This is a genomic window from Mesorhizobium sp. M0030, assembly GCF_040323695.1.
GTDB lineage: Bacteria > Pseudomonadota > Alphaproteobacteria > Rhizobiales > Rhizobiaceae > Mesorhizobium.
Genome location: NZ_JAMYVE010000020.1, coordinates 1 through 24596, shown reverse-complemented (window position 1 = coordinate 24596; position 24596 = coordinate 1). Strand labels below are relative to the sequence as shown.

General features: G+C 62.1%; 18 protein-coding genes and 3 pseudogenes. 11 read left to right on the top strand and 10 right to left on the bottom strand.

Going from position 1 to position 24596, the window contains the following annotated elements; genetic code table 11:
* Nucleotides 1–218: 218 nt before the first annotated feature.
* The 5 genes and pseudogenes from NKJ80_RS28810 to NKJ80_RS28790 form a co-directional block, all read right to left on the bottom strand.
* Entirely contained in the window at nt 219–3962 is a 3744-nt protein-coding gene (locus NKJ80_RS28810) for an anti-phage protein Upx-like protein (RefSeq protein WP_352498797.1), read from the bottom strand.
* A 488-nt stretch (nt 3963–4450) separates the two neighbouring features.
* Nucleotides 4451–4696 (bottom strand): helix-turn-helix domain-containing protein, encoded by a 246-nt coding sequence (locus NKJ80_RS28805; RefSeq protein ID WP_352498796.1) that lies wholly within the window; start codon nt 4694–4696, stop codon nt 4451–4453.
* Between the two features lie 1199 nt (nt 4697–5895).
* The gene (locus NKJ80_RS28800; RefSeq protein ID WP_352498810.1) at nt 5896–6168 is read right to left on the bottom strand and encodes a GNAT family N-acetyltransferase; all 273 of its coding nucleotides are present in this window, start codon (nt 6166–6168) and stop codon (nt 5896–5898) included.
* The gene (locus NKJ80_RS28795) at nt 6057–6440 is read right to left on the bottom strand and encodes a GNAT family N-acetyltransferase (RefSeq protein WP_352498795.1); all 384 of its coding nucleotides are present in this window, start codon (nt 6438–6440) and stop codon (nt 6057–6059) included. Before NKJ80_RS28795 ends, NKJ80_RS28800 begins: the two co-directional genes overlap by 112 nt.
* A 251-nt stretch (nt 6441–6691) precedes the next feature.
* Nucleotides 6692–7917, bottom strand: a pseudogene (locus NKJ80_RS28790) (ATP-grasp domain-containing protein).
* Nucleotides 7918–8477: 560 nt separating this feature from the next.
* Here NKJ80_RS28790 and NKJ80_RS28785 point away from each other — a divergent pair.
* Nucleotides 8478–8669 (top strand): annotated as a pseudogene (locus tag NKJ80_RS28785) (IS21 family transposase); the annotation flags it as partial.
* A gap of 15 nt (nt 8670–8684) precedes the next feature.
* Here NKJ80_RS28785 and NKJ80_RS31535 read toward each other — a convergent pair.
* The 5 genes from NKJ80_RS31535 to NKJ80_RS28760 all read right to left on the bottom strand — a co-directional run bounded on the left by NKJ80_RS31535 (nt 8685) and on the right by NKJ80_RS28760 (nt 13839).
* Nucleotides 8685–8945 carry a hypothetical protein gene (locus tag NKJ80_RS31535; RefSeq protein ID WP_023748880.1) on the bottom strand — a complete coding sequence of 87 codons (261 nt, stop codon included), beginning with the start codon at nt 8943–8945 and terminating at the stop codon, nt 8685–8687.
* A gap of 125 nt (nt 8946–9070) precedes the next feature.
* Nucleotides 9071–10282 (bottom strand): MFS transporter, encoded by a 1212-nt coding sequence (locus NKJ80_RS28775; RefSeq protein WP_352498794.1) that lies wholly within the window; start codon nt 10280–10282, stop codon nt 9071–9073.
* Between the two features lie 57 nt (nt 10283–10339).
* Complete coding sequence (gene rpoN, locus NKJ80_RS28770; protein ID WP_352498793.1) at nt 10340–11776, bottom strand: RNA polymerase factor sigma-54; 1437 nt, start codon at nt 11774–11776, stop codon at nt 10340–10342.
* 69 nt (nt 11777–11845) lie between these two features.
* Nucleotides 11846–12379 carry a peroxiredoxin gene (locus NKJ80_RS28765; protein ID WP_031243734.1) on the bottom strand — a complete coding sequence of 178 codons (534 nt, stop codon included), beginning with the start codon at nt 12377–12379 and terminating at the stop codon, nt 11846–11848.
* A gap of 1199 nt (nt 12380–13578) precedes the next feature.
* Nucleotides 13579–13839 (bottom strand): hypothetical protein, encoded by a 261-nt coding sequence (locus NKJ80_RS28760; RefSeq protein ID WP_352498792.1) that lies wholly within the window; start codon nt 13837–13839, stop codon nt 13579–13581.
* Nucleotides 13840–14045: 206 nt separating this feature from the next.
* On the opposite strand from NKJ80_RS28760, the gene NKJ80_RS28755 reads away from it, so the two are divergent.
* The 10 genes and pseudogenes from NKJ80_RS28755 to NKJ80_RS28710 all read left to right on the top strand — a co-directional run.
* A complete protein-coding gene (locus tag NKJ80_RS28755) occupies nt 14046–15248 on the top strand; it encodes a cytochrome P450 (protein ID WP_352498791.1) in 1203 nt (400 codons plus the stop codon).
* An 89-nt stretch (nt 15249–15337) separates the two neighbouring features.
* Entirely contained in the window at nt 15338–16627 is a 1290-nt protein-coding gene (locus NKJ80_RS28750) for a cytochrome P450 (protein WP_352498790.1), read from the top strand.
* Nucleotides 16611–16754: pseudogene (locus NKJ80_RS31530) on the top strand (ferredoxin); the annotation flags it as partial. The gene NKJ80_RS28750 and the pseudogene NKJ80_RS31530, both read left to right, overlap by 17 nt.
* 168 nt (nt 16755–16922) lie before the next feature.
* Entirely contained in the window at nt 16923–17765 is an 843-nt protein-coding gene (locus tag NKJ80_RS28740; RefSeq protein WP_031204274.1) for a glucose 1-dehydrogenase, read from the top strand.
* Nucleotides 17765–19108 carry a cytochrome P450 gene (locus NKJ80_RS28735; protein WP_352498789.1) on the top strand — a complete coding sequence of 448 codons (1344 nt, stop codon included), beginning with the start codon at nt 17765–17767 and terminating at the stop codon, nt 19106–19108. The genes NKJ80_RS28740 and NKJ80_RS28735 overlap by 1 nt, the downstream gene beginning before the upstream one ends.
* Nucleotides 19109–19237: 129 nt before the next feature.
* Nucleotides 19238–20227, top strand: coding sequence for a polyprenyl synthetase family protein (locus NKJ80_RS28730; protein ID WP_352498788.1), 990 nt, complete (start codon nt 19238–19240; stop codon nt 20225–20227).
* A gap of 148 nt (nt 20228–20375) precedes the next feature.
* Nucleotides 20376–21926 carry a hypothetical protein gene (locus NKJ80_RS28725; protein ID WP_352498787.1) on the top strand — a complete coding sequence of 517 codons (1551 nt, stop codon included), beginning with the start codon at nt 20376–20378 and terminating at the stop codon, nt 21924–21926.
* A complete protein-coding gene (locus NKJ80_RS28720; RefSeq protein ID WP_352498786.1) occupies nt 21923–22825 on the top strand; it encodes a terpene synthase family protein in 903 nt (300 codons plus the stop codon). The genes NKJ80_RS28725 and NKJ80_RS28720 overlap by 4 nt, the downstream gene beginning before the upstream one ends.
* A 28-nt stretch (nt 22826–22853) precedes the next feature.
* Nucleotides 22854–23957, top strand: coding sequence for a type 2 isopentenyl-diphosphate Delta-isomerase (gene fni, locus NKJ80_RS28715; protein WP_502902246.1), 1104 nt, complete (start codon nt 22854–22856; stop codon nt 23955–23957).
* 476 nt (nt 23958–24433) lie between these two features.
* Nucleotides 24434–24596 (top strand): transposase (locus NKJ80_RS28710; RefSeq protein WP_352498808.1); only part of this gene is annotated, 163 nt, incomplete at its 3' end.

Genomic DNA, 24596 nt, shown 5'->3' with positions numbered 1-24596 from the left:
CTCGCTCGCTACAGCGCTACTAACGGCGCGCTCGTAAGCGGCTTCGCTACCGCCGAGCTACACCACCTGATGGGACACGACCCCTGCATCGGCCGTTGCGGTCTGCTAATCTAAAGGCCGCTTTTGGCCCGAAGCGGTCAGGGACCCCACACCCGTGGTGCGGCGTAGGGGGCGCTTCCCATCCATAGCGACGTTGGCATGCCTCGGCTGCCGCCGCCTCACGACGAACCGAACTGCTTGGCGAGATCGCGGAAAGTGCAGGTTCGATCTACCAGGGCCGACATCATCTTGGTGAACTGCATGGGTACGATCTTGTCGGTCACGAGCGCGGCTTTCAACTTGATGTCTTCGACAGGGATTTTGGTTATCGACGCCACGGCCGAAAGGTTGGCTCTGAGGAAGTCGACACGATCGAGGTGCTTCTGGATCGGAGTGCGTTTCGTGTGACGGGTGCCCGTGGTGGTGTAATCGGCTAGGCGCTCGCCAATCTCACCGATTGTCCGATCGAGAAGCAGCCTTTTGCATTCGATGGCCCAGACCGTCCCGGTCTTTTTGTCCCAGGCCAGCACGTCCACATCGCCCAGCTCCTTCTTGCCGCCGAACAGCGTCATCAGTTGGTCAGGTTGTGCATCAAGACCAATTTCCTGCAGCTTCGCTGCGACGGAATGGTTGAAGGCATGGCCTAGCTCGTTGACGATCTTGCCGAGCCAGCGATTCACCTCCTTGGTGTCGAACATCTCGGCGCCCAGCCGACCGTCGACAAGACCGAACAGGCGAAAGACGACCTTGGAAATGAGCGCAGAGGCTACGATCACTTCTGGGTCATCGGTCTCGTCGATCTGGATGAGCGGACGCCGCGTCAGCGACAGCTTTCGGTTCATTCGCCAAGGCTGCCAGTCTCGCGCCGACGCGCCTTTCGGATTTCGCTCGCCCCACTCTGCTCGCGGTATCAGCGTGAGAGCGGCAAATGCTCGCTCTGCATCAACGGCGCCGTCCATCTTGCGGAAGAAGTCGAGCAACTCGCTCTTGCGCATGCTGAAACAGGCTTGTCCTACTTCGATCGCCATTTCGGCGAGGCCATGTGAGGTCGCAACGAGATGTTCCAAATCCATCCCGAACTCGGCCCGCATCGCAATCTTAAGGCCCGGATCGATCACCGGCGCCGACGGCAGCGGTGCACCGGGGGCGGGGACGTCGAACGACGTTGCGTACGAGTCAGCGGCGTCGTGGAAGGCTCGGTCGCCCTGGGCAAACATATAGGGCACGTGGGTGTTTTCCCCAAAGCCCCTGTCGAACTGGAAGTCGCCGTTCGGTGCAACGCTGAGTGGGCCTGTGGCTAGCCCATAGAAATGGGCATCACATTGCCCGGCACAGTCCAGCATCGCCGCGACCTCGCCGATCAGGTCATCGAGATCGATGTCGGTGCACTGCCGGCCGCCCGTCGTCGGTGAGGTGCAGATCGCCATCTCGGCCAGTGCACGGCTCGCAACGCCGGCAGCCGATCTTCTGAGTTCGGCCTTGTTGTTCGCGGCCAGTACATCCGCTTGGTCGTCATGGAGTGCCCGTAAGGCGGCGGCGGTCTGCTGCCACTCCCGGCGATCCCTGTCGATCGCCTCGTGGTTCAACAGCGCCCTGACGACGATCGAGCGCCGGTCCAGTTTCTGAAGCTTGTCCTTGATCCGCTCCCAGATTCTCAGCACCGCTGTCTGAAGCCGTGATCCGACATCGCCCGCAAGGACCATCCCTGCCGCATTCGCTCCGGCGTCAAACGCCAGTCCGAGATGAGCCCAGCTACGGTCCTCATCGAACACGAAGCGGGGTGGCGGCAGGTCCAGGTACGATCCGACGATATCCGTTGCGTCGTTAGCGGGAATTGCATGCGCGAAGCGGGCATGAGACGAACCGGTCACCTCCGTGGCGAGGCGGTCGCCCCACTCCGCGTCCTGAGGCGTCCCCGCCAGTTCCGAGGCCGCGAGGGCCATGGAGGCGAGCAACTGCCTCTCTGCGATATTAGTCGCGTCCATGTAGCCACGCAGTGAAGCGACGCCAGATCGGATGGCAATGACGCCGTCAACCAGTTCGAACTGTGGACGCTCTGGCGGAGTTGCATCGCTCATCGCCGCATCGGTCAGCCGATCGATATCGGGAAATTCCAGCTTGAAGTGGATGGGCCGTTCAGGCAGGCCGGGCAGGAACTCCTCGAGCCTCAGAGCGAGCCATACGAGCCAGCGCTGGGCCGCGTCCCAGATTCTCGCTGAGAACGCCCGATATGGTCCATCGACGATGGGTAACTCGACCCACCAAGCGCGGCTTGGGGTTTCCACTACCGCAAGAAACTCGCCGTTGAGGGCGTCAAACGGCGCAACGTATAGCGGCAGGTTGCTGATCTCCCTGAAATACGAGCTCGTGGAGCGCCGCTGTACCTCGACGAACCGACTGACGGTCGGATCAACAACCAGATGATAGTCAAGGGCACTGCGGACTCGGTGGCGCACCGCCGCCGCATAGTGTGTCGTCACCAATGCAAACGCGCCCTTCGACATCTCCGGCCGCACGGGATCGAATCCTTGCGCTTCTAGGTAACCGTAGCGGTTAATGAAGTCGCCGACGCTGTGGATGTCGTAACCCCGTGCGTGCAGCTGTTCCTGCTGAGAGATTATCTTCCACACGCGGTTGGTGTCGAAGTCAGCGTCCCAACTCATCCGCAACGCGTCACCGAGCCCGATACTGACACGGTGCCACTCGGGAGGGCTTTCATCGAAACCCATGGCGACGCGTCGCCCGACACCGCCATGGACGATCAACGTCAAGCCCCGGCGATAATCGGACGAGGCCGCCTGCTGCTTTTCGAGCTGCGAGACGGCCGAGGCGCCGCGATCCAGGTCCTTGTCGTTCATTCCCTGGAGGCCGGTCCCCATCGCCTCCGAAAGCTCGTCAGCAACGAGCACAATCAATGCAAAGCCGCCCAGATCGAACTCCGCCTTGACGACTGTCAGCTTCGGTTCGGCCGGCAGAGGGAGAATAGCCTGCTTGGACAACTGCATGTTTTCCGCCAAAATTTCCCGCACGTCCTGCAGTTCGGCCTGGCCGATTTCGGCCTGGAGTTTGGAAAGCGCGCCGGCGGCAGCTGCCTTGTCGAGGATCAGCCGCCGCGCCGCCGCACCGATCGCCGTCGGAAGCATAACCAACCAACCGTCTTCATGTCTCAGCAGGGGAAACCGTTCGAGCGAGCTGTTTGTCAGGGACTCGCTTTCGAGACTTGCCAGGTCATTTGCATCGCCGACGAAAGGCGCGAGGTCGCGGGCGACGAGACCCAGCCCGAATATCTCTTGCAAGCTGAAGCTGACGGCCTTCACCCCGGCCTCGACATTCCCCGGAGCAACTCTAACCCGCGAAACTGGCTGGGAGTCGGCTAGGGTGTATCGCGTCACTCCGGCCTTTTGCGCCATTGCCTCGCCCAGATAGAGCAACGACATCACGGACTGCATCGCCTCGTTCGCCCAAGCCTCCTCGCGTAATGGCAATAGCGCACCCATGATCCGCGCCAGATGGTAGCCGTTATCTTGCCATGCTCCTTCGAGGATCGTGGCGCTACCGGACGATGACGGCACTACCGAACTGAACACGTCCTCGACCGGGTCTTCGCCTGCGCCTATGCCGTCCTTAAGGAGAATCTCGTTCACCCATTCCCTAATCTGCAAGAGCGTGGGCTTCACAGTGCCTTTGCAGTTGAGGACAGCGAGGTGGATGAGCGCCTCGATGCGCAAAGTGGCTGCATGGTTTGCTGGCTGGGTAAGAAGCCCGGCAAGGATTTCAACGACATGGCGCTGGCTGAACTTTGCCAGCCGAGCGCACAGTTTCGCCTGACGCTTCGCTAGTGCGTCCAAGCTAAACATGTCGCCCGCTCGCGCAGCGGCGAACAGGGATGACAGTGCGTCGATCGTGGAACCGTTGGCGGCCATGTTCTAATCCTTCAATACCTCGGCCGGCTGAATCGCCCTGCGCGATGGGACGAGGCCTTTTAGACCTTGCGGGCAGTGCTTTGACGCCGCGGTAGGATCGTTGAATTCCTTCGCATCCCAAGGGGGCTTTCACGAATCCGATCAAGATGTCTCGCCTCCCCTCTGGTGCCAGATCGGAAGGGTGACTTGTGCGGGCCAGACTCCGAGGGATCTTGCCTACACTACCGCCGAAGCCCGGCGAAAACTCGCTTCTGCGATCCAGACCCGGCACGGTCCCGATCTTGGTTTGATAGCGAAGGTGAGTGAACTATCGCTCGACTTCTACAACCGGACGGGTCTATTTGCAGGAGGACGCTTCGCCAGGCCAACTGCTACGCCTCACACCGACTGATTGCAGTTCGACCTCTATAACGTCCGCTTTTGGCGCCTTGCTGACATTGATTCGGAAAAAGATAATCCGTAATGCCGCCCTCAGGTGCCGCCTTCGGTTAAGTGTTTTCGGTACCGCGTGACAAGCGCACACCAAGGCCACCGCCGTTCTCTGGAATGAATTCTATTCCGGCTGCTTCGAGCGATAGCTTCAGCACTTGTAGGATCGATTCAGATGCTGGTTTCGAACCGCGTTCGAACTGCACGATCGTCCTCAAACTTACCTTGGATAGATCCGCCAGTTCCTGTTGAGAAATGTCGAGAAGCCCGCGGGCTGCGCGAACTTGGGCCGCACTTACCTTCATTGTTCAAATGCCCTGTTGCACAAAAAGTGCAAATATGCTTGTTTTACGTTGGGGGTGGTTCCCCGCTTCCAACAGTCTAACCACGCCCACGCTTTGCGGAGCTCGGATCATGGCTGATTCAGACCATAGCACGACTATGCCTCTCGTCACGAATGGCGGGAGCACGGCGTCGCACCGGTTGTCGATGCAGACCCTCCAATTCTACTGCTGCGAGATTGGTTGCGGGCGCAGCATGTTTCTCAAATCCTTTGCCGTCTTCAACAGCGTCTAGAGAGGCGTTATCTCCACGCTAGCTAGAGGCTCGGAAGCGATGGACAAGCGGGTCGCCTACTCGATCGCCTGCCAAGCTGAGGTCGAGTCTTCCACTGTGGCCTTGAAGCTTCAGGACGAGCTACCGCAAAATACGGGCGCGGTCGCTTCTTGGCATTATCGCCAAGCTCGAAATAATCGCCGGCTCAGATCGCGATATCGACGAACCGACAAATTTTCCCTGGGGTTCCTGGAAGCTTTTCGAATTTTCTGGATCCCGCCTCAACCCTAATGCTGTGCTTGTTGGACAAATTAGGTTACTGGATTCGGACTTATGATAGATTCAGGAGGCTTCGAATTTCTAGGGCATTTGCAGCGCTCAGCGCAACTAGAAACGCGTCGACAAGTGTTTCCCTTCTGGTTTTTACTTCGGCATCACCCCGAGCAAACCGTCCGCGTATTTCGCGAAATGCAAACCGTAGTGCTTCAGCCGATCCAGGCGCGACATCGACAATATGTCGAATGATTGTGCAAATCGTGCTCATGCTGTGCTCGCTGTCGCGTCCGCATCGAAATGCGGGGTTCCTTCGGGCTTATAACAATGCCTATCAAAAGTTGGAGGATTGGCGCCTACAACGAGGTCCATGCGATCCGGCATAAGGTGCCGATCTCGTTGCTTCAATGGCGCAGCCAGGCCGCAATCGTGAGAAGACAGGGGAACTCTATCGCCGGACGCAAGAATGGCCATCAGAGCAGACAGGATTCTGCCGGTTTGATCTGATCCCAATGTTTGCCCCCCAGCCCCGTCGCTCCATGATGCAGCGGCAATATCAACCGCGAAAGAACAGCAAAGTTGCTTGCTTCGGTTCCCCGATTGACGCCCCTCTCCGGAACCGATGTCCTCAATCCCATGCCAAATCGCAGCACACGTTACCCCTCAGTGTATCCACTTACCGTGGCACCCGGTGCCGCGGCTGGGAAAAATACTCCTCGCGGGTCATTTCGTAATATTGGTAGAATCTGCCGTCATGCCAGCGGTCGTCAATATACCGCAGCCCAAGCTTTGTGGCTGCTCGCTGCGACCGCAAATTACAATGCCTAATGAGACCGACTACCTTTTCCTTGGTCGAACTTCGCAAAGCGTGCGTGATGGCGAATCGTGCGGCCTCCAGCCCCAAACCTCGTCCAACTCCGCGTTCGACCAATGAAATAGAGAGTTCGATATTATTTGGGTCAGCGTGGTCGCGCAGGCCACAGCGACCGATGAAAACCGGACTGTCACTGCATTTTGGTATACGATCCAGGTGCCGAAGCCGTTCTTGCGCCACTGGGTCAAAGACCTTTCGACCCACTCGCGCACATCCTCAATCGTTTGCGGAGTATTATCATAGATTATCTTCTGAACCACGGGATCGGCATGCAACTGGAACAATTCCGCCGTGTGTTCGGGTCGCATGGAGGTGAGAATTAAACGTTCGGTCTGATACGTGATCATAAGTATTTCCAATCTGAACGCTATTATGATGTCACAGGCAAGCGCCTACCCGCATCAACGGTGACCATGGACTTTCGAAAGGGCCAAGAGAGGCAATGTGGATCGAACTCCATCAGTTGCCTGCAAGAGCTGCGCCAGTGCTGCGTCGCGATTCGGATTTTTGTTGCAGGCGGAGGGCATCGCCAGCTTGTCTCGGCGGATCGTCGGCCCTTCATCTCGGCCTACAACTGCACAGCCCGAATGGTTCAAGCCTAATCCGCTCCAGATAGGGTCGGAAATGGAGTTATCGACCAATCGATTAAGTCGACGGCATCCTGCAGTATCGCCTCTGTCCGAGCACGGCTGGGCGAAGTAGCGACAACATGTGCGATGCGGTCTCCGGAATCGCTGTTCATGATTATCGGCGCCTTGGGTTCAACGTAAAATTTTACCTCGGCAACACCCGATAGGGCAGCCGCCCGTCTCCCGCCATCGATCCGATCGAGAGTGCCATCGCACTCGGGAAGTAGGTACCGCGAGGCCGCAGCGTGTGACTGCCTTTCGCGCAAATCCAATTCCTCACCAACAACGAGCCTGATGTGGTTGGTGATGAGATCGACACCGTAAGCCAGTTGGACCATGTTAGGAACGGGCGAACCCGCAAGACGCGGATTGACTTCAATGACGGTTGGACCGTGGTTCGTCCACCTAAGTTCAATGTTCGTCGGCCCCCAACCGAGCCCGAGAGCTCGCAAACAACTCAGCGAAAGATCTGCGATACGTTTGCACTCTTCCTCAGACAGCGGGGCCGGATAGATGTGTCCACGACAGAAGAAATTAGGTGGACCGTAGTTCGCAGCGCCAATGGCGATAACCTGACCTCCCATTATTTCTAGGTTATACTGGGGGCCTTGTGCGAACTCTTCGACAAGTATCCTTGGTGAGGACCGCCATTTGTGCTTCCCACTCAACAGATAGATCATATGTTCGGCCATCTCATCGAGAGTGCGGCACAATCGGACACCACTGCTGCCGATGCCGATGGCTGGCTTGAGAATTACCGGTAGGCCGATTTCGGTGGCAGAGCGTTCAACCTCCGTCGCATTCACTGCCAAACGATATGCAGGTACTCGAAGGCCAGCCTCAGCGAGCAGCTGACGTTGAACGAATTTGTCGCAACACCGTTCAACCGCCATGGCGTTCGGTCCCGGCAGATCGAAGTACCGGCAGAGCTGGCCAACCATCGCATAGGCCGACTCCTGGGCGCTGGTAATACCGCTATTTCATAGGTCGATCGTAGCCGGATACATTCTCGGATCAGCGAATCGAAGTCGTTGTTATCGACACGGACCGCCTCAATTCCCAATGCCGCGAGGTAATCAAATAACTCCGGGTCAGCAGATATGGTAATGGGATAAATATCAAGGCTCCTAGCGGCTTTAATGTATAAAAGGCTATTACTTACGCCTTCAAAGAGTATTATTGCCCGCTTTAACATATATCGACACCTAAAGTTTTACTTAGCGCCCACGTTTGTTTGGGGTAACTCGATCGCCCGTGAAGTAATTTCATTTCCGCCGACCTTCTGTTGCAAAACATTCCTTAAATGAGTTGTTTTACAATTTTGTTGCATGGCCTCCCAATATGATGAGAACGTCTCAAAATTCATGTCAATTGCGCCGAGGGAGCCTGAGAAATAGTTTTTCTGAGTTTTGTTCAGTGACTTGACCCGGAGTGCAGCAGACTGTCAGGCCGAAAACAATGTGTCGCGGATTCGACAAACACGTCAGTAGGTGTCGGTTGCCCGGCGTTTTATCAAGAACGGCTCGGACGCTAACGACGGAGCAGGCCCTCCGCTCCGACAACAAGATTGCGCCCTTTGTCGACTATCTGCGTGAAAGCGTTGCCGCCTATCGCGATCCCACCGCCGTTCGGCTGAAGCGCAGATTCGCGAACGCGGTTATGAAGGCGGCTACACCGCCGTGAAGCGATCCGTCGCCGCTTGGCCACGCGCGCTACATCTTCGCCGCCTATCGTCATGCATGCACCAGGACCTGCAGATTCTGCTGCGCGTATCGCCTAAAAACCAAGGGCCAGGTCGAGCGACCGTTTCGCTACGTCCACGAGGACTTCTTCCTGGCCCGCTCGTTCCGCAATCTCAACGACCTGAACGACCAGTTGCAGGACTGGCTCGACACCGTCGCCAATGCCCGCCTGCACTGGCGCAACAATCGCGCAATCCAGCGACACGTTCGGGGATCTAGGTTAGTCTGCGGCCGAAACAAGGTACGCGCGGTCGACGGTAATCCGGCCGCCGTTGATACGACTGGCAATTCGCTGCCTGTCTGCGCTACCGAGCGGCATCGTCACCGGCGTTCTGACGGGCATGGCCGGCGCGTAGCTGTCGCTTGCCCAGGATGCGGATATGACCGCCAGCAAGCGTTCCATCGCGCCGGCAGCGCTCACCGTCGCCAAATGGAAACCGGTGCCGGCGAGGTCCACGTGTCTGGCGGGGAAGGTCGCCATGGCCCGGAGGTGAAGCCGGCGAGGCGCTTCCGCTGGTCCATGCAAGCGGAGGATCGCGCCGAGCCGTGCATCGCATCTCTCGTCCCGCTGCGCTGCTGAGATCTCTCCTGTCAGGCGGTCCAGGTTTAGCGCTTCGGGCCGAGCAGGAACACTATGAGGGCAGCGATGAACGTGGCAACAGCACTGTAGGCAATGGCGCTGGCGATCCCCGCATTCTCCACCAACAGCCCGCCGAAAATCGCGCCGGCTGCGATTGCCACTTGGAATGCTACGACCATCAGCACACCGGCGCTTTCGGCCTGCTCGGGAACGGCCCGCCGCACCATCCACGTCTGCAATCCCACTGGCACCGCGCCGAAGGCAAAGCCCCACGCGCCAACCGCAATCCCCGAGGCGAAGGCCGATGCTCCCGCCGTCAGTAGCGAAACAGCCGCTATCCCTATGAGCAGCGGTGCAAGTGCCGCGACTGCCTTGAGACTGTACTCGGCCAGAAGCCCGCCGGCCAAATTGCCGAAGAATCCGCCGATGCCAAAAGCAAGCAACACAAGCGAGATCGTCTCGACGTCAAGCGCGGGAATCTTTTCGAGGAAGGCGCGGATATAGGTGATTCCGGCGAAGTGGCCGGAAGCGACCAGCAGGATGACAAAAAGCGCAACCTTGACCATCGGAATCTTTGCCACATCCAGCAGGCTGCGGACGCTAGTCACTCCAATCGGAGGCAGTCTCGGAATGGTTATGAGCTGCACGAGCAGTGTAGCGACGCCGCCGGCTGCGGCGAGCGTGAAGGCGCTTCGCCATCCCCAGATGTCGCCGACATAAGCGCCGATTGGAGCTGCGCAGACGGTAGCTACGGAAACGCCGGTGAGGATGATCGACATAGCGCGCGGCAGGAGGTGGCTTGGAACGAGCCGCATCGCCAGTGCTGCCGACATCGACCAGAAGCCTCCGAGCGCTATGCCGAGCACGACGCGTGCAGTCAGGAGAACCGCCAGCGACCACGCGCCGGCCGCCAGAACGTCCGACAGGATCAGCAGCAGCGTCATGGTCCACATCACGGTCCTGCGGTCCAGGCGCTTTGTGATGATGGCCACCGTCGGCGCCGAGATCGCCCCGACGATAGCTGTCGCCGTCATCGCCTGTCCAGCCGCTCCCTCGCTGATACCGAGATCATGCGCGAGGGGCGTGAGCAGGCTGACAGGCAGAAACTCTGCCGTGACCAGCCCGAAGGTGCCCAAGGAAAGCGAAATGACGGCACCCCATGCGGGACCAGACGGTGGGACTGGCTTTTCTGGGTCGTGCAGAACAGCGTTCATAACGCCTGCTGCGGATCGGGTCATGAACGAAGTCTCCACTTTGATGCAATGCAACGTGATGTTGGCTGCCTTGACCCAAATCTAAAAACACAAGCGCATTTCCCGGCGGCGTTGTACGGAGGAGGGGATGTTCATTGCTTCGCGATACTTTGTGACGGTGCGGCGCGCAACATCAATGCCGGTTTCCTTCAGCCGGACAGCGATGTCCTCGTCGGAAAGCACGTCGCCGGGAGATTCTGCGGCAATGATCGCTTTGATCCGATGCCGGACAGCTTCGGCGGAGTGCGCATCGCCGCCTTGGCAGGACGCGATCGCGACGGTGAAAAAATACTTCAGTTCAAAAACTCCGCGCGGGGTAAGCATGTACTTGTTCGAGGTCACCCGGCTTACCGTCGACTCGTGCACGCCGATCGCGTCAGCGACGGTTCTAAGATTGAGAGGCCGCAGGTGGGCGACGCCATGTTCCAAAAAGGCATCCTGCTGACGCACGATTTCAGCCGCAACCTTAACAATCGTCTTGGCGCGCTGATCGAGGCTGCGGATTAGCCAGTTCGCGTTTTGCAAGCATTCGTCGAGAAATGCTTGATCTTTCGAATTTTGGGCAGTCTGACGCGTGACTTCGGCATAGTAGGTTTGGTTGATCAGCAGCTTCGGCAGCGTGGCGGGATCAAGTTCGATCTGCCACCCGCCTTGCGGCGAGGGCGTGACCCAGACGTCGGGTATGATTGATTCAGACGCACCGGATTCGAATCTGTTCCCAGGCTTTGGATCGAGCGCACGAACCTCATGCATCATGTCGAGAAGGTCTTCTTCATCGACGCCGCAATGCTGCTTCAGCGCCTCAAAATCGCGTCGCGCAAGCATTTCAAGATGGGCAACCAAAGCTGCCATTGCCGGGTCGAGCCGGTTTCGCTGGCGCAACTGAATCTCGAGGCATTCTCTGAGACTTCGCGCAAAAACTCCCGGTGGATCAAATTGCTGCAAGGTTCCGAGAACCCGTTCCACAACAGCCTCATGGACATTTAGGCTCTCGGCCAGCTCCAAAAGGTTTGCCCGAAGATAGCCAGTGTCTTCCAGATCGGCGGCAAGCTGGCCAGCGATCAGCCGCTCCTGTGGTGTGAACGCAGTGAGGGCGATCTGACGAGCGACATGGTCGTGCAATGTTTCGGCGAGGGTGGCAAACTCGTCGAGGGAAGGGCCATTGCCCGGCGGGTTGTTGGTCGTGTTGCGAAGTGATTTCCATTGCCCGAGCCGTTCAGGCGACCCTGCCCCGGTCGGACCTTCAACGGGGTTTGCCCCAAAGCCGACAGGCTGATCCGCTCCCGAAATCGAAGCATCGTCAAAAGGCCCGCCATCGTTTGACGCAGATTCCAAGAGCGGGTTCTTCTCGATTTCCCCCTCCACGAACTGATGCAGTTCGGTATGCGCCAGTTGCAGCAAGCGAATCGACTCAATGAGTTGAGGCGATGCGACGATGGATTGCTTCTGGCGCTGAAACAGGCTTGCTGAAGATTGCATGGTGAGTGCGATAATCCTGTCGAGGAGCCTCTTGGGGCCTGCAATGGCGCCAGTGAGACGTTTTCTAGGTCATGCGGCGGCTCTCAGCGTTTCGAGAACGTTTTGCGGGGATGAGACGCCATACGGGTCGGCCTCGCAGTTGTCGGAGAAACCTTCCTCCTCGAACCAGTGCTCCACCACGCCATTGTTGATCAGGGCGGCGTAGCGCCATGAGCGCATCCCGAATCCGAGATTGTCCTTGGCAACCAGCATGCCCATCTTGCGTGTGAACTCGCCTGAGCCATCGGGGATGAGCTGGACCTGCTTCAGGCCCAAGGACTTCCCCCACGCATTCATGACAAAGGCATCGTTGACTGAGAGGCAGTAAATCGCGTCAATTCCCTGCTTCGCAAACTCATCATAGAGCTCTTCGAACTTGGGCAATTGGTAGGTCGAGCAGGTCGGGGTGAAGGCGCCAGGCAGCGAGAACAGGATGACCCGCTTGCCGGCAAAGTAGTCGTCAGATGTTTTTTCTTGCCAGCGATATGGATTCGGCCCCTGGACTGACTTATCGTGAACACGCGTGAGAAAGGTGACGAAGGGAACTTTCTTTCGAACTGTCATCAAGTTGCTCCTGAAGAAGACTGCGCTGAATTCTGGCAGAGGCTGGCGCAATACCGGGCAAAGGCTCGTATCCCCGGCACGGAATGAGGGCCTCGCGGCTCGCAACCTCCTTTTTCCCTCCCGACGTATGGGAACGTCTTGGCGGTTGGTCTTGGCCACCCGAACGCAATCGATCTGAGCGAGCTGGACACCGTCGAGCCGGTTGCTTTCCACGGCTATGGCGCCGGAAGCGGGATCGGTCACTAGCGATAGTGCGTTTGGAAAAGGGATAGCGGCCGGAAGGAGCCAATATCGCAAAGCATGTGGGGGCCTGAAATGTCACTTCACGCAACAGACCCGCGTCATTGGATTCCGCGTCACTGGACTGGTTCAGCATGTTGTCGATATGTGGCAGTGACCCGCCGGCCTTGGTTTGGGTGACGACCCTTTGACAAGGCTTTTCGGCACTCACATGCTGAACAGAACCGGCAAACCGCATTTGCGCGCGCGGCCCGCGTTGGCGCGCCGGCATCGGACCAGCCATGCGCAAAGCGGCCACCCAGAACGGACTTCCGGAGGAGACGATGCCCCGATGTTCAGCTGGAAGGGGCACCGTCTCCTCAGGCCACGGTCTGGAGCTTCGCGTATCGGGCATGGCACAAGTCGCTTTCATCGTGATTTGATGGTGCTCTAACCAGGAGCAGCAAGCGGCGTGCCATTTGGAATAGAGGTGCCGTTGGACCGCCCCTTTCTTCTCGGAGGCCGTGTCTTGGAAGATCGGGCGCGCGCTATAACCGCCTCGTCACCACACGCAACAACGGTGCTGTATGGTGCGGGTATTCGGCGCCCCGGCTGGGCAAAGACGAACCGGAAGCCGAGCCGATGCACTACCCCACACCGGCGGGCACTGCAGCGATTGTGTAGCGTGTGCCACTAGCGTGTTCTTGCGTGCGGAGGCACGGCTATCGCGAACACGCGCCTGTCGCAGCAACCATGAGCGCGCGTTCTTCGGCAAGCGCCGTGATTCCGTGAGGATCGAATTCCACAATCGTGTCTGTTTGCCGCCCTCTTATGTTCGAAACTGGACCAGAATGTCGCAAGCCCGACCTAAAGGTCGCCGAGGCGTTCTGTCCGACACTGTTCCGTCGCCTTTGTTGGCCGGCGACACCGGCCTATTTCGCCTAGCTCTTCTCTGGCCTCAGGCTAAGCCCCTAAAAGCATCACAGATTTTTTTCTTCGGTCGGCCAAATTGGCACGAGGTTTGAAGCCTCTTCGTTGCGGGCCGGGAGCCGCCGACCGACTTTCATTTCGTGGATGGCACTAATGGAACGAAGAAAGAAAAGCAAAATGTCAAATCCGCGTCGGATAGCGCCTATGGGCATGGGGTCCTCGGCGAAACCGCCCTTACCCACCAGCTCGCCGCTCTTGTCGACCCTTGCGCAGGAAATCTTGGCTGGCGGCGGCTCAAAGGCCCACCACACCGACCTTATCCTGAAATCGATGGTGCGGGATAAAGTTCTGCAACTCGCCGCGCGGTGTGCCTAGACAGTTACACGTTGGCCGATGTTGATAATCGGTCTGCCTTCGGACGACGTCCTCTACATGCCGTCTTAGGCCTTCGCTGCCGCAGCACCAGCACCCGCCGGTCACCTTCCGCCCTTCCATCGCTATAGAGTGAAGTGCCAGCATGTCCGAACAACCTTTGCCGACGCTGCCGATGTGGCGGGTCGATCACATTGAGCCCTCGCCCGAGATGTTGGCGCTACGGGCCAACGGTCCGATCCACCGCGTGCGCTTCCCGTCCGGGCACGAAGGCTGGTGGATCACAGGCTATGACGAGGCCAAGGCGGTGTTGACCGACGCGGCGTTCCGGCCCGCCGGAATGCCGCCGGCGGCATTCACCCCGGATTCGGTGATTCTCGGTTCGCCAGGATGGCTGGTCTCGCACAAGGGGGGCGAGCATACGCGGTTACGCACGATCGTGGCCCCGGCCTTCAGCAATGGCAGGGTGACGCAGCTCACGCAGCAACTGGAGGCGATCGCCGCGCAGTTGTTCGAGACGCTGGCGGCCCAGCCCCAGCCCGCCGATCTGCGGCGCCACCTCTCCTTTCCGCTTCCGGCCATGGTCATCAGCGCGCTGATGGGCGTGCTCTACGAGGATCACGCCTTTTTCGCCGGGCTGTCCGACGAGGTGATGACGCACCAGCATGAAAGCGGCCCGCGAAGCGCGTCGCGCTTGGCCTGGGAAGAACTCCGCGCCTACATTCGCGGCAAGATGCGGGACAAGCGCCAGGATCCGGGCGACAACCTGCTGACGGACCTGCTCGCGGCGGTCGACCAGGGCAAGGCGACCGAGGAAGAGGCGATCGGCCTGGCCGCGGGCATGCTCGTGGCGGGTCACGAGAGCACCGTCGCGCAGATCGAATTCGGCCTGCTGGCCATGTTCCGCCATCCACAACAGCGCGAACGCCTGGTCGGCGATCCATCCCTGGTGGACAAGGCGGTGGAGGAAATCCTGCGCATGTACCCGCCGGGCGCCGGCTGGGACGGCATCATGCGCTATCCGAGGACCGACGTGATCATCGCGGGCATGCATGTTCCCGCGGAGAGCAAGGTGCTGGTCGGCCTGCCGGCGACGTCGTTCGATCCGCGCCATTTCGACGACCCGGAAATCTTTGACATCGGACGTGACGAAAACCCGCACCTGGCGTTCTCCTACGGGCCCCACAACTGCGTCGGCTTGGCGCTGGCCAGGCTGGAACTCAAGGCGGTGTTCGGTTCGATCTTCCAGCGCTTTCCCGCGCTGCGCCTGGCCGTGCCGCCCGAAGAACTGAAGTTGCGCAAGGAGATCATCACTGGCGGGTTCGAGGAGTTCCCGGTGCTCTGGTGATGCGCGGACGCCACCAGGAATCCCGATGTTCTCGAATTGCCGGCGCGCCTGCCGCGCGCCGATCAGAAGCCAGCCAACAGGTGACCAAGATGGACGTGCAAGAAACCACGGCAGCATGCCGGGACGCCTTCGCCGAACTGGCGTCGCCAGCGTGCATTCAGGACCCGTACCCATTCATGCGGTGGTTGCGCGAGCACGATCCGGTACATCGCGCGGCGTCGGGCCTCTTTCTGTTGAGCCGCCACGCCGACATCTACTGGGCGCTAAAAGCCACTGGCGATGCTTTTCGGGGGCCGGCACCAGGCGAACTGGCGCGCTATTTCCCGCGTGCGGCGACCAGCCTGTCGCTAAGTCTGCTGGCGTCCACTTTAGCGATGAAGGAACCTCCAACGCATACGCGTCTGCGCCGGCTGATCTCGCGCGATTTCACCATGGGCCAGATCGACAAGCTGAGGCCGACCATCGCTCGCATTGTCGCAGCGCGCCTGGACGGCATGGCGCCCGCGCTGGAGCGCGGGGAGGCGGTGGACCTGCATCGGGAATTCGCGCTGGCCTTGCCCATGCTGGTTTTCTGCGAACTGTTCGGCATGCCCCCGGACGACATTCTCGCGCTCGTCACCGGCATCAGCGCCATTCTGGAAGGCCTGAGCCCGCTCGCCAGCGATCCGCAGCTCGCCGCGGGGGACGAGGCCAGCGCCAGGGTGCAGGCCTACTTCGGCGACCTCATACAGCGCAAGCGCACCGATTCCCGCCACGACATCGTGTCAATGCTGGTCGGCGCACACGACGAGGATGCCGAGACGCTGTCGGATGCGGAATTGATCAGCATGCTCTGGGGCATGCTGCTGGGCGGCTTCGCCACCACTGCTGCGGCCATCGGCCATGCTGTCCTGGCGATGCTGGCGTATCCCGAACAGCGGCACTGGTTGAAGGGAGATGCCGTGGGGGTGAAGGCATTCGTCGAAGAAGCCCTGCGCTACGACGCGCCCGCCATGTTCAGCTCCATTCCGCGTATCGCCCAGCGCGACATCGAATTGGGCGGCGTCGTGATCCCGAAGAACGCGGACGTGCGCGTGCTGATCGCGGCCGGCAATCGCGACCCGGACGCCTTCGCAGATCCCGATAGCTTCGATCCCGTGCGGTTCTGCGGCACCAGTCCTGGCATGTCGATCGACGGGAAGATCATGCTGACCTTCGGCCACGGCATCCACTTCTGCCTTGGTGCGCAACTGGCCCGGGTGCAGTTGGCCGAAAGCCTGCCGCGGATCCAGGCGCGCTTCCCCACGCTGGCATTGGCCGAGCAGCCGACCCGGGAGCCCTCCGCGTTCCTTAGGACGTTCCGCGCGCTGCCGGTGCGGCTGCATGGGCAGGAGGGCTGAGATGCGCGTCGTGGTCGATCAGGATCTGTGCGGAACTACCGGACAGTGCGTGCTGACGCTGCCGGGCGCCTTTCGCCAGCGCGAACCGGACGGCGTGGCCGAAGTGTGCGTGGCGACGGTCCCGCAGGCGCTGCATGACGCCGTGCGGCTTGCGGCCAACCAGTGCCCGGTCGCCGCCATTCGGGTGATCGAAAGCGACGCCGGCCATGACGAGCGCGCCAGCGCCGACCCTGCGCCTTCTCCGGCGCAGGCCGAGCGGCATGCCCCCGAAGAACAATGCAATTCAGGAGGCACGATGGGACGGTTTGAAGGCAAGGTGGCCGTGGTGACCGGCGCCGGCGCCGGCATCGGCAAGGCATGCGCTCTCGCCATCGCGCGCGGGGGCGGCAGAGTGGTGGTGGCCGACATTGATGGCTCGGCGGCCATCGCCTGCACCGCGCAGATCGCGGCCGATGCAGGCCACGCGCTGCCCATAGCCATGGATATCGCCGATGATCAGGCGGTGGCAGCGCTGTTCGAGACGGCGGAGCGGCACTTCGGGGGGGTCGACCTGCTGGTTAACAATGCGAGCGCCATGCATCTGACCCCGCGCGACTGCGCGATCCTCGACCTGGACCTGGCAGTCTGGGATCAGACCATGGCGACCAATCTGCGCGGCACGCTGCTCTGCTGCCGGCAGGCCATCCCACGGATGATCGCCCGCGGCGGTGGCGCGATCGTCAACATGTCGTCGTGCCAAGGGCTCAGCGGTGACACGGCGCAGACGTCCTATGGCGCGTCGAAGGCGGCGATGAACATGCTCTCGGCTTCGCTCGCCACCCAGTACGGTCATGCGCAGATTCGCTGCAACGCGGTTGCGCCGGGTCTTATCATGACCGAGCGTCTCCTCGCCAAGCTGGACGAGTGCATGCAACGGCATCTGCGCCGGCACCAGCTCCTGCAGCGCGTCGGCCGCCCCGAGGACGTGGCCGCGCTCGTGGCGTTCCTGCTCTCCGCCGATGCTGCGTTCATCACCGGCCAGGTCGTGTGCATCGATGGCGGCATGCTGGCGCATGTGCCAACATACGCGGACGGTGGCAACAGCTGCGCCGCGCGCCCTGCCGGCGACACCGAATCGGCGACGGCGGCGCGCTGCTGATGGACATGCTGCTCAACCCACTCAACCGTCGGCACCGGCTGCGATCCGACATCCCGGTCATGCCCGGCGCTTTCCCCCTGGTCGGGCATCTTCCCGCCATTGTCTGCGACCTGCCGCGCCTGCTGCAACGCGCAGAACGGACGCTGGGCAGCCACTTCTGGCTGGATTTCGGCCCTGCCGGACATCTGATGACCTGTGTGGATCCGGACGCTTTCTCACTGCTCAAGCACAAGGACGTGTCCTCGGCGCTGATCGAAGAGATCGCGCCCGAATTGCTTGGCGGAACGTTGGTTGCCCTGGACGGCGGCGCGCACCGGCAGGCGCGCGATGCCATCAAGGCAGCGTTCTTGCCCAAGGGACTGACCCAGGCCGGGATCGGCGACCTGTTCGCGCCCGTCATCCAGGCGCGGGTGCAGGCGTGGCGCGCCCGCGGCGAGGTAACTATCCTGCGCGAGACCGGCGACCTGATGCTGAAGCTCATCTTCAGCCTCATGGGAATCCCCGCGCAGGACCTGCCGGGATGGCATCGCAAGTACCGGCAATTGCTGCAGTTGATCATCGCGCCACCGGTCGACCTGCCCGGATTGCCTTTGCGGCGCGGCCGCTCCGCCCGCGACTGGATCGACGCGCAGTTGCGCCGGTTCGTCCGCGATGCGCGCGCGCATGCCGCGCGCACCGGGTTCATCAACGACATGGTGAGCGCTTTTGACAGCAGCGACGGTCCGCTCTCCGATGACGTCCTGGTCGCGAATATTCGCTTGCTGCTGCTTGCCGGTCACGACACCACTGCCTCGACGATGGCCTGGATCGTGATCCAGCTGGCGCGGCAGCCTGTGCTGTGGGACGCCCTGGTCGAGGAGGCGCAACGCGTGGGCGCGGTGCCGACCCGGCACGCGGACCTGGCGCAGTGTCCGGTCGCCGAGGCGCTGTTCCGCGAGACACTGCGCCTGCATCCGGCGACCACGCTCCTGCCGCGTCGCGCGCTGCAGGAATTGCAACTCGGCCAACGGCGCATTCCCGCGGGCACCCACCTATGCATCCCGCTGCTGCATTTCTCGACCTCGGCGCTGCTGCACGAGGCGCCTGATCAGTTCCGCCTGGCGCGGTGGCTGCTACGCACAGAGCCGATCCGGCCCGTGGACATGCTGCAGTTCGGTACCGGCCCACACGTCTGTATCGGCTACCACCTCGTATGGCTGGAAATGGTGCAGTTCTGCATCGCATTGGCGCTGACCATGCACAAGGCCGGGGTGCGGCCGCAATTGCTGAGCGACGTCGAAAAAGGCCGGCGCTATTACCCGACCGCACATCCGTCCATGGCAATCCGCATAGGCTTCTCATGAGCTGGCATCGCATGCCCCGTGTGGAAGGCAGCCGCGCCGGCGAGGCGCGGCATTGCTGCACTCGGCGCTCGCACTCGTGTGACGACTTGCGCTCGCCGTGGCCGTCTCAGCTACAAGGACATCAACAACATGCAGACCGGTTCCACTCCACGCGACCGAATCGGCGTTTCCGCATTCGGCGGATTGGGCGCGCAGGCGCGCGCCGCCTCCGGCGGGCTGCTCCCGGAGATCTGGATGCAGGACGGCGCAAAGCGGGTCGAACAGGCTCTGGGGCGTCTGCTCTGCGCCGAAGACGACGGTAAGACGGAGCTGATGGCGGCCATGCGCTACGCCACCTTGCATGGCGGGAAGCGCACCCGCGCCTTGCTCTGTCTGGCTGCCGGCGCACTGGCGGGCACGCCGGCGCACATGCTCGACGACGTCGGTGCCGCCATCGAGATGATGCACGCCTGTACCCTGGTCCACGACGATCTGCCCGCGATGGACGACGACGTGCTTCGCCGCGGCCTTCCGACCGTGCACGTAAAGTTCGGCGAAGCCACTGCGATCCTGGTCGGCGATGCGCTGCAGGCCCACGCCTTCCTGACGCTGGCGAGCCTGGATGCGCCGGGCGACAATCGTATTGCGCTCGTGCGCGAACTGGCGCAGGCGGTGTCCGCCGAGGGTGCCGCAGGCGGGCAGGCCATGGATCTGTCGCTGGTCGGAAAGCACGCCGGGCTGGACAAGATCCTGGCGATGCACCGGATGAAAACCGGAGCGCTAGTGCGCGCGTCGGTTCGCATGGGCGCGCTATACTCCATCGCGGAGGATGCCGCGCACGCTGCGCTGTACAGTGCGCTCGATCGCTACACCGCCTGTTATGGCCTGGCGTTGCAGGTGGCCGACGACATTCTCGACGCGACGGCGGATACCGCGACTCTTGGCAAGACCCACGGCAAGGACGCGGCGGCGCAGAAGCCGACCTGCGCGTCGATCATGGGGTTGCAGGCAGCGCGCCTGTTCGCGCTGTCCTTGTTGCACGACGCCGGGGAGGCCATCGCCCCTCTGGGGCCGCGTGCGGAAGGGTTGGCGCAGATGCTGCAGCGGGCCGACCAGTATCTGTCCGCGCCATACGCATGAGCGGCCCATTATCCGTAAGGACTCGCCCCTGTGCTGGTGCGATCGGCCGGCGGGCGCTGGATGCTGCACTGTGTCCGTGTCGGCGGCGACGTGCGCGGCGTCTGCACGTTTCTGTTCTCGTTGGCCCTCTGCAGAAGGAACATCCCCCGTGAACGCGCTGTCCGAACAGATCCTTTCCGAATTGCGTCACCTGCTGAGCGAGATGAGCGACGGCGGCAGCGTCGGTCCGTCCGTATACGACACGGCGCGAGCTCTGCAGTTCGACGGCAACGTCACCGGTCGGCACGACGCGTACGCGTGGCTCATTGCGCAGCAACGAGCCGATGGCGGATGGGGAAGTGCGGACTTCCCGCTGTTTCGCCATGCGCCTACCTGGGCGGCGTTGCTGGCATTGCAGCGTGCCGATCCTCTTCCCGAAGCTGCTGACGCAGCCCGGGCTGCAATCCGGTTCCTCGAGCGCCAGCCCGATCCCTACGCGCATTCGGTGCCGGAAGACGCGCCCATCGGGGCGGAGCTGATCCTGCCGCAGTTGTGCAACGAGGCCGCATCCTTGCTGGGCGGCTTGGCGTTTCCGCGCCACCCGGCGCTGTTGCCGTTGCGGCAAGCACGCCTGGTCAAGCTGGGGGATGTGGCGACGTTGCCGAGCGGCCATCCGTTGCTGCACTCCTGGGAAGCCTGGGGGACTTCGCCGGCCACCGCATGCCCGGACGACGACGGCAGCATTGGCATCAGTCCAGCGGCCACCGCCGCGTGGCGTGCGCACGCCGTGACACAGGGAAGAACGGCGCAAGTCGGGCGCACCGACGGGTATCTGCAGGCGGCATCGCGGGCGACGCGCACCGGCATCGAAGGTGTCGTTCCCAACGTCTGGCCGATCAATGTGTTCGAGCCATGCTGGTCGCTGTACACCCTGCATCTGGCCGGTCTGTTCGCGCATCCCGCGCTGGCCGAGGCGGTGCAAGTGATCATCGCGCAGCTCGACGCCCGCCTCGGAGTCCGCGGTCTGGGCCCTGCCTTGCACTTCGCGGCCGATGCGGACGACACCGCCGTTGCGTTGTGCGTCCTTCGCCTTGCAGGCCGCGACCCGGCGGCCGACGCGTTGCACCAGTTCGAAACCGGCGAGCTCTTCGTCACCTTCCCGGGCGAGCGCAATGCCTCGGTGTCGACCAACATCCATGCCCTGCATGCGTTGCGAACGTTAGGAAAACTCGCCGCCGGCACCAGCGCCTACGTCGAGGCCAATCGCAACCCGCACGGTCTATGGGACAACGAAAAATGGCACGTTTCGTGGCTCTATCCCACCGCGCATGCGGTCGCTGCGCTCGCGCAAGGCAACCCCCATTGGCGCGACGAGCGCGCGCTGGCGGGGCTGCTGCGGGCGCAGCGCGACGACGGCGGCTGGGGCGCCGGTCGCGCGTCTACATTCGAGGAAACCGCCTATGCGCTGTTCGCGTTGCACGTAATGGACGGGAGCGAAGAGCCGGCAGGGCGCCGGCGCATCGCGCAGGCGGTGGGGCGTGCGCTGAAGTGGATGCTCGCCCGCCACGCAGCCCACGCACTGCCCCAGACACCGCTGTGGATCGGCAAGCAACTGTATTGCCCCACCCGGGTGGTGCGCGTGGCCGAACTCGCCGGGTTGTGGCTGGCGCTTCGTTGGGGGCGGCGCGTCTCGGCCGAGCGAGCAGGAGGGGGGCCATGATCCCGACCGATCGCGCGCTGCAGCAGGTGCTGGAGTGGGGGCGTTCCCTGACCGGGTTCGCCGACGAGCATGCCATAGAAGCGGTCAGGGGCGGCCAGTACATCCTGCAGCGCATCCAGCCGAGCCTGCGCGACACCAGCGCCCGCACAGGCCGCGATCCGCTCGACGAAACGCTGATCGTGGCGTTCTATCGCGAACTGGCGCTGCTGTTCTGGCTCGACGATTGCAACGACCTTGACCTGATCGCGCCGGAGCAGATCGCCGCGGTTGAGCAGGCGCTGGGGCAAGGCGTGCCGTGCGTGCTCCCCGGATTCGAGGGCTGTGCTGTGCTGCGCGCCTCGCTCGCCGCGCTCGCCTACGATCGTCGCGACTATGCCCAGCTTCTCGAGGATACCCGGTGCTACTGCGCGGCGCTGCGCACCGGACACGCGCAGGCGGCAGGGGAGGAGCGCTGGTCCTACGCCGAGTACTTGCAGAACGGCGTGGATTCGATCGCCTACTCGAACGTGTTCTGTTGCCTGTCGTTGCTGTGGGGGCTGGACATGGCGACCTTGCGCGCGCGTCCGGCGTTTCGCCAGGCCCTGCGGCTCATCTCCGCGATAGGGCGCTTGCAGAACGATCTGCATGGACGCGAAAAGGATAGATCGGCCGGCGAGGCCGACAACGCGGCGATCCTGCTGCTGCAGCGCTATCCGGCCATGCCTGTGGTGGAGTTCCTCACCGACGAGTTGGCCGGCCACACACGCATGCTGCACCGGGTGATGGCGGAAGAACGTTTTCCCCCGCCGTGGGGACCGTTGATCGAAGCCATGGCGGCCATCCGCGCGCAGTACTACCAGACCTCAAACAGCCGGTACCGCAGCGACGCTGCGGGCGGAGGCCAGCGTGCGCCGGCTTGAACGCGCGGAAAACGGCGGCGTGCGCGCGCTGCCGTCGGTCCGATCCGACTCAACGCCGTCGCCCGATGACGCGGATGGAGCGAGCATCAGCGACACCAAGTTGAGCCGGCGCAAGGACAACCACCTGGACATCGTGCTGGATCGGCCAACGGCACGGGCCAAGGCCGCTGGCTGGGAGTACATTCGTTTCGAACACTGCGCATTGCCCGAGTTGGACCTGACGCAGATCGACCTCAGCGCCTCGCTGCTGGGCAAGACCATGCGCGCGCCTCTGCTGATCAGCTCCATGACCGGCGGCATGCCACGCGCCGAGGCCATTAACCGCCATCTGAGCGAGGCAGCGCAAGCCTTGGGGATCGCCATGTGCGTCGGTTCGCAGCGCGTGAGCCTGCAATCCCGCAACTCCCAGGGGCTGACGCGCGCGCTGCGCCGCCTGGCCCCAGACGTTCCCTTGCTGGCCAATATCGGCGCCGCGCAACTGCGCGAGGCCGACGGCCTGGACCTCGCGCGCCGGGCGGTGGATGCACTAGAGGCCGATGGACTCATTGTCCATCTCAATCCGCTGCAGGAAGCGGTACAGCCGGAGGGCGACCGCGACTGGCGCGGCGTCCTGGCCCAGATCGCTCGCGCCGCACGTAGCGTCGGCGTGCCGATCGTGGCCAAGGAAGTGGGGTCGGGCCTCTCTGCCTCGGTGGCTTGTGCGCTCGTTCAGGCGGGCGTGGCGGTGATCGATGTCGCCGGCGCCGGCGGCACCAGTTGGGCCGCAGTGGAGGGCGAGCGGGCCCCCGATGCCGCCGACCGTACAGTTGCGATGGCGTTCGCCGATTGGGGGATCCCGACCCCGGCCAGCGTGCAGGCGGTACGTCGGGCGCTGCCAGCGGTGAAGCTGATCGCGTCGGGCGGGGTCAGCGACGGCGTCGACGTGGCCAAGGCTATCCGCCTCGGCGCGGACATCGCCGGGCAGGCAGCCGGCGTGCTGCGCGCGGCTACGGTATCCACCGAGGCCGTTGTCGCGCATTTCGAGATCGTCATCCGCCAGTTGGCCGTCGCCTGCTTCTGCACCGGCTCGGCTGATCTGGCGGCGTTGCGCCAGGCCCGCTTATTGCCCTCGGCCCATCTGCCCGCCGGTTGATGCCGGCGTAGCCCGCAGGTGGCGGCGGGCGCATAGCCTTACTGAGTGAGAAAGTCTCGGAAGCGGGGACGCGCTGGTCACGGGCTTGTTCGGGTGCTGCTTCGTGATCGGGGAGGCACCCCGCCATGCCCCGAACGGACAGCCGAGAGTAAAGCGGTATTCGACGGCTATGTCGATGGTTGATCAGGGTGGTCACGCCGATCGAGCCGAGCCCCTGAAAGGGCCGGAACACCAGGTGCGGCGGAGACCGGCAGGAGCAGATGGTGCAAATCCATTGCAATGAAGGAGTATTCCTGCAAGCAACGGAGAAGGTAAGCCAGCCTCAATCTCTTGTGTTTGCTTGGCGTTATGCAAATTAGGCACCGATCCACATTGCCCCGGTAGTGTGCTGAGAGTTCTGCAAATTCGCTGAGAGGGGGCGGTCATGGCAGGCTGGTGATTGTTCACGTCACTGATTCCCGCGAAGGAACGCCGCCATGACCAAGACTGAAGTTAAGACCGCCAGCGCTGCCGTCAAAGACATTTTGCTTTCGAACCCGGATGGATTGCACGAGGTGCTCCGTGCGGTGATGCAGGAGGTGCTTGAGGCCGAGATGGACGAGGCGCTGGGTGCCTCGAAGAGCGAGCGCACGCCCGAAC

Coding starts and splice junctions, on each gene's coding strand:
- NKJ80_RS28810 (WP_352498797.1), bottom strand. CDS start 3,962: ATGGCCGCCAACGGTTCCACGATCGACGCACTGTCATCCCTGTTCGCC.
- NKJ80_RS28805 (WP_352498796.1), bottom strand. CDS start 4,696: ATGAAGGTAAGTGCGGCCCAAGTTCGCGCAGCCCGCGGGCTTCTCGAC.
- NKJ80_RS28795 (WP_352498795.1), bottom strand. CDS start 6,440: ATGATCACGTATCAGACCGAACGTTTAATTCTCACCTCCATGCGACCC.
- NKJ80_RS31535 (WP_023748880.1), bottom strand. CDS start 8,945: ATGGCGACCTTCCCCGCCAGACACGTGGACCTCGCCGGCACCGGTTTC.
- NKJ80_RS28775 (WP_352498794.1), bottom strand. CDS start 10,282: ATGACCCGATCCGCAGCAGGCGTTATGAACGCTGTTCTGCACGACCCA.
- rpoN (WP_352498793.1), bottom strand. CDS start 11,776: ATGCAATCTTCAGCAAGCCTGTTTCAGCGCCAGAAGCAATCCATCGTC.
- NKJ80_RS28765 (WP_031243734.1), bottom strand. CDS start 12,379: ATGACAGTTCGAAAGAAAGTTCCCTTCGTCACCTTTCTCACGCGTGTT.
- NKJ80_RS28755 (WP_352498791.1), top strand. CDS start 14,046: ATGTCCGAACAACCTTTGCCGACGCTGCCGATGTGGCGGGTCGATCAC.
- NKJ80_RS28750 (WP_352498790.1), top strand. CDS start 15,338: ATGGACGTGCAAGAAACCACGGCAGCATGCCGGGACGCCTTCGCCGAA.
- NKJ80_RS28740 (WP_031204274.1), top strand. CDS start 16,923: ATGGGACGGTTTGAAGGCAAGGTGGCCGTGGTGACCGGCGCCGGCGCC.
- NKJ80_RS28735 (WP_352498789.1), top strand. CDS start 17,765: ATGGACATGCTGCTCAACCCACTCAACCGTCGGCACCGGCTGCGATCC.
- NKJ80_RS28730 (WP_352498788.1), top strand. CDS start 19,238: ATGCAGACCGGTTCCACTCCACGCGACCGAATCGGCGTTTCCGCATTC.
- NKJ80_RS28720 (WP_352498786.1), top strand. CDS start 21,923: ATGATCCCGACCGATCGCGCGCTGCAGCAGGTGCTGGAGTGGGGGCGT.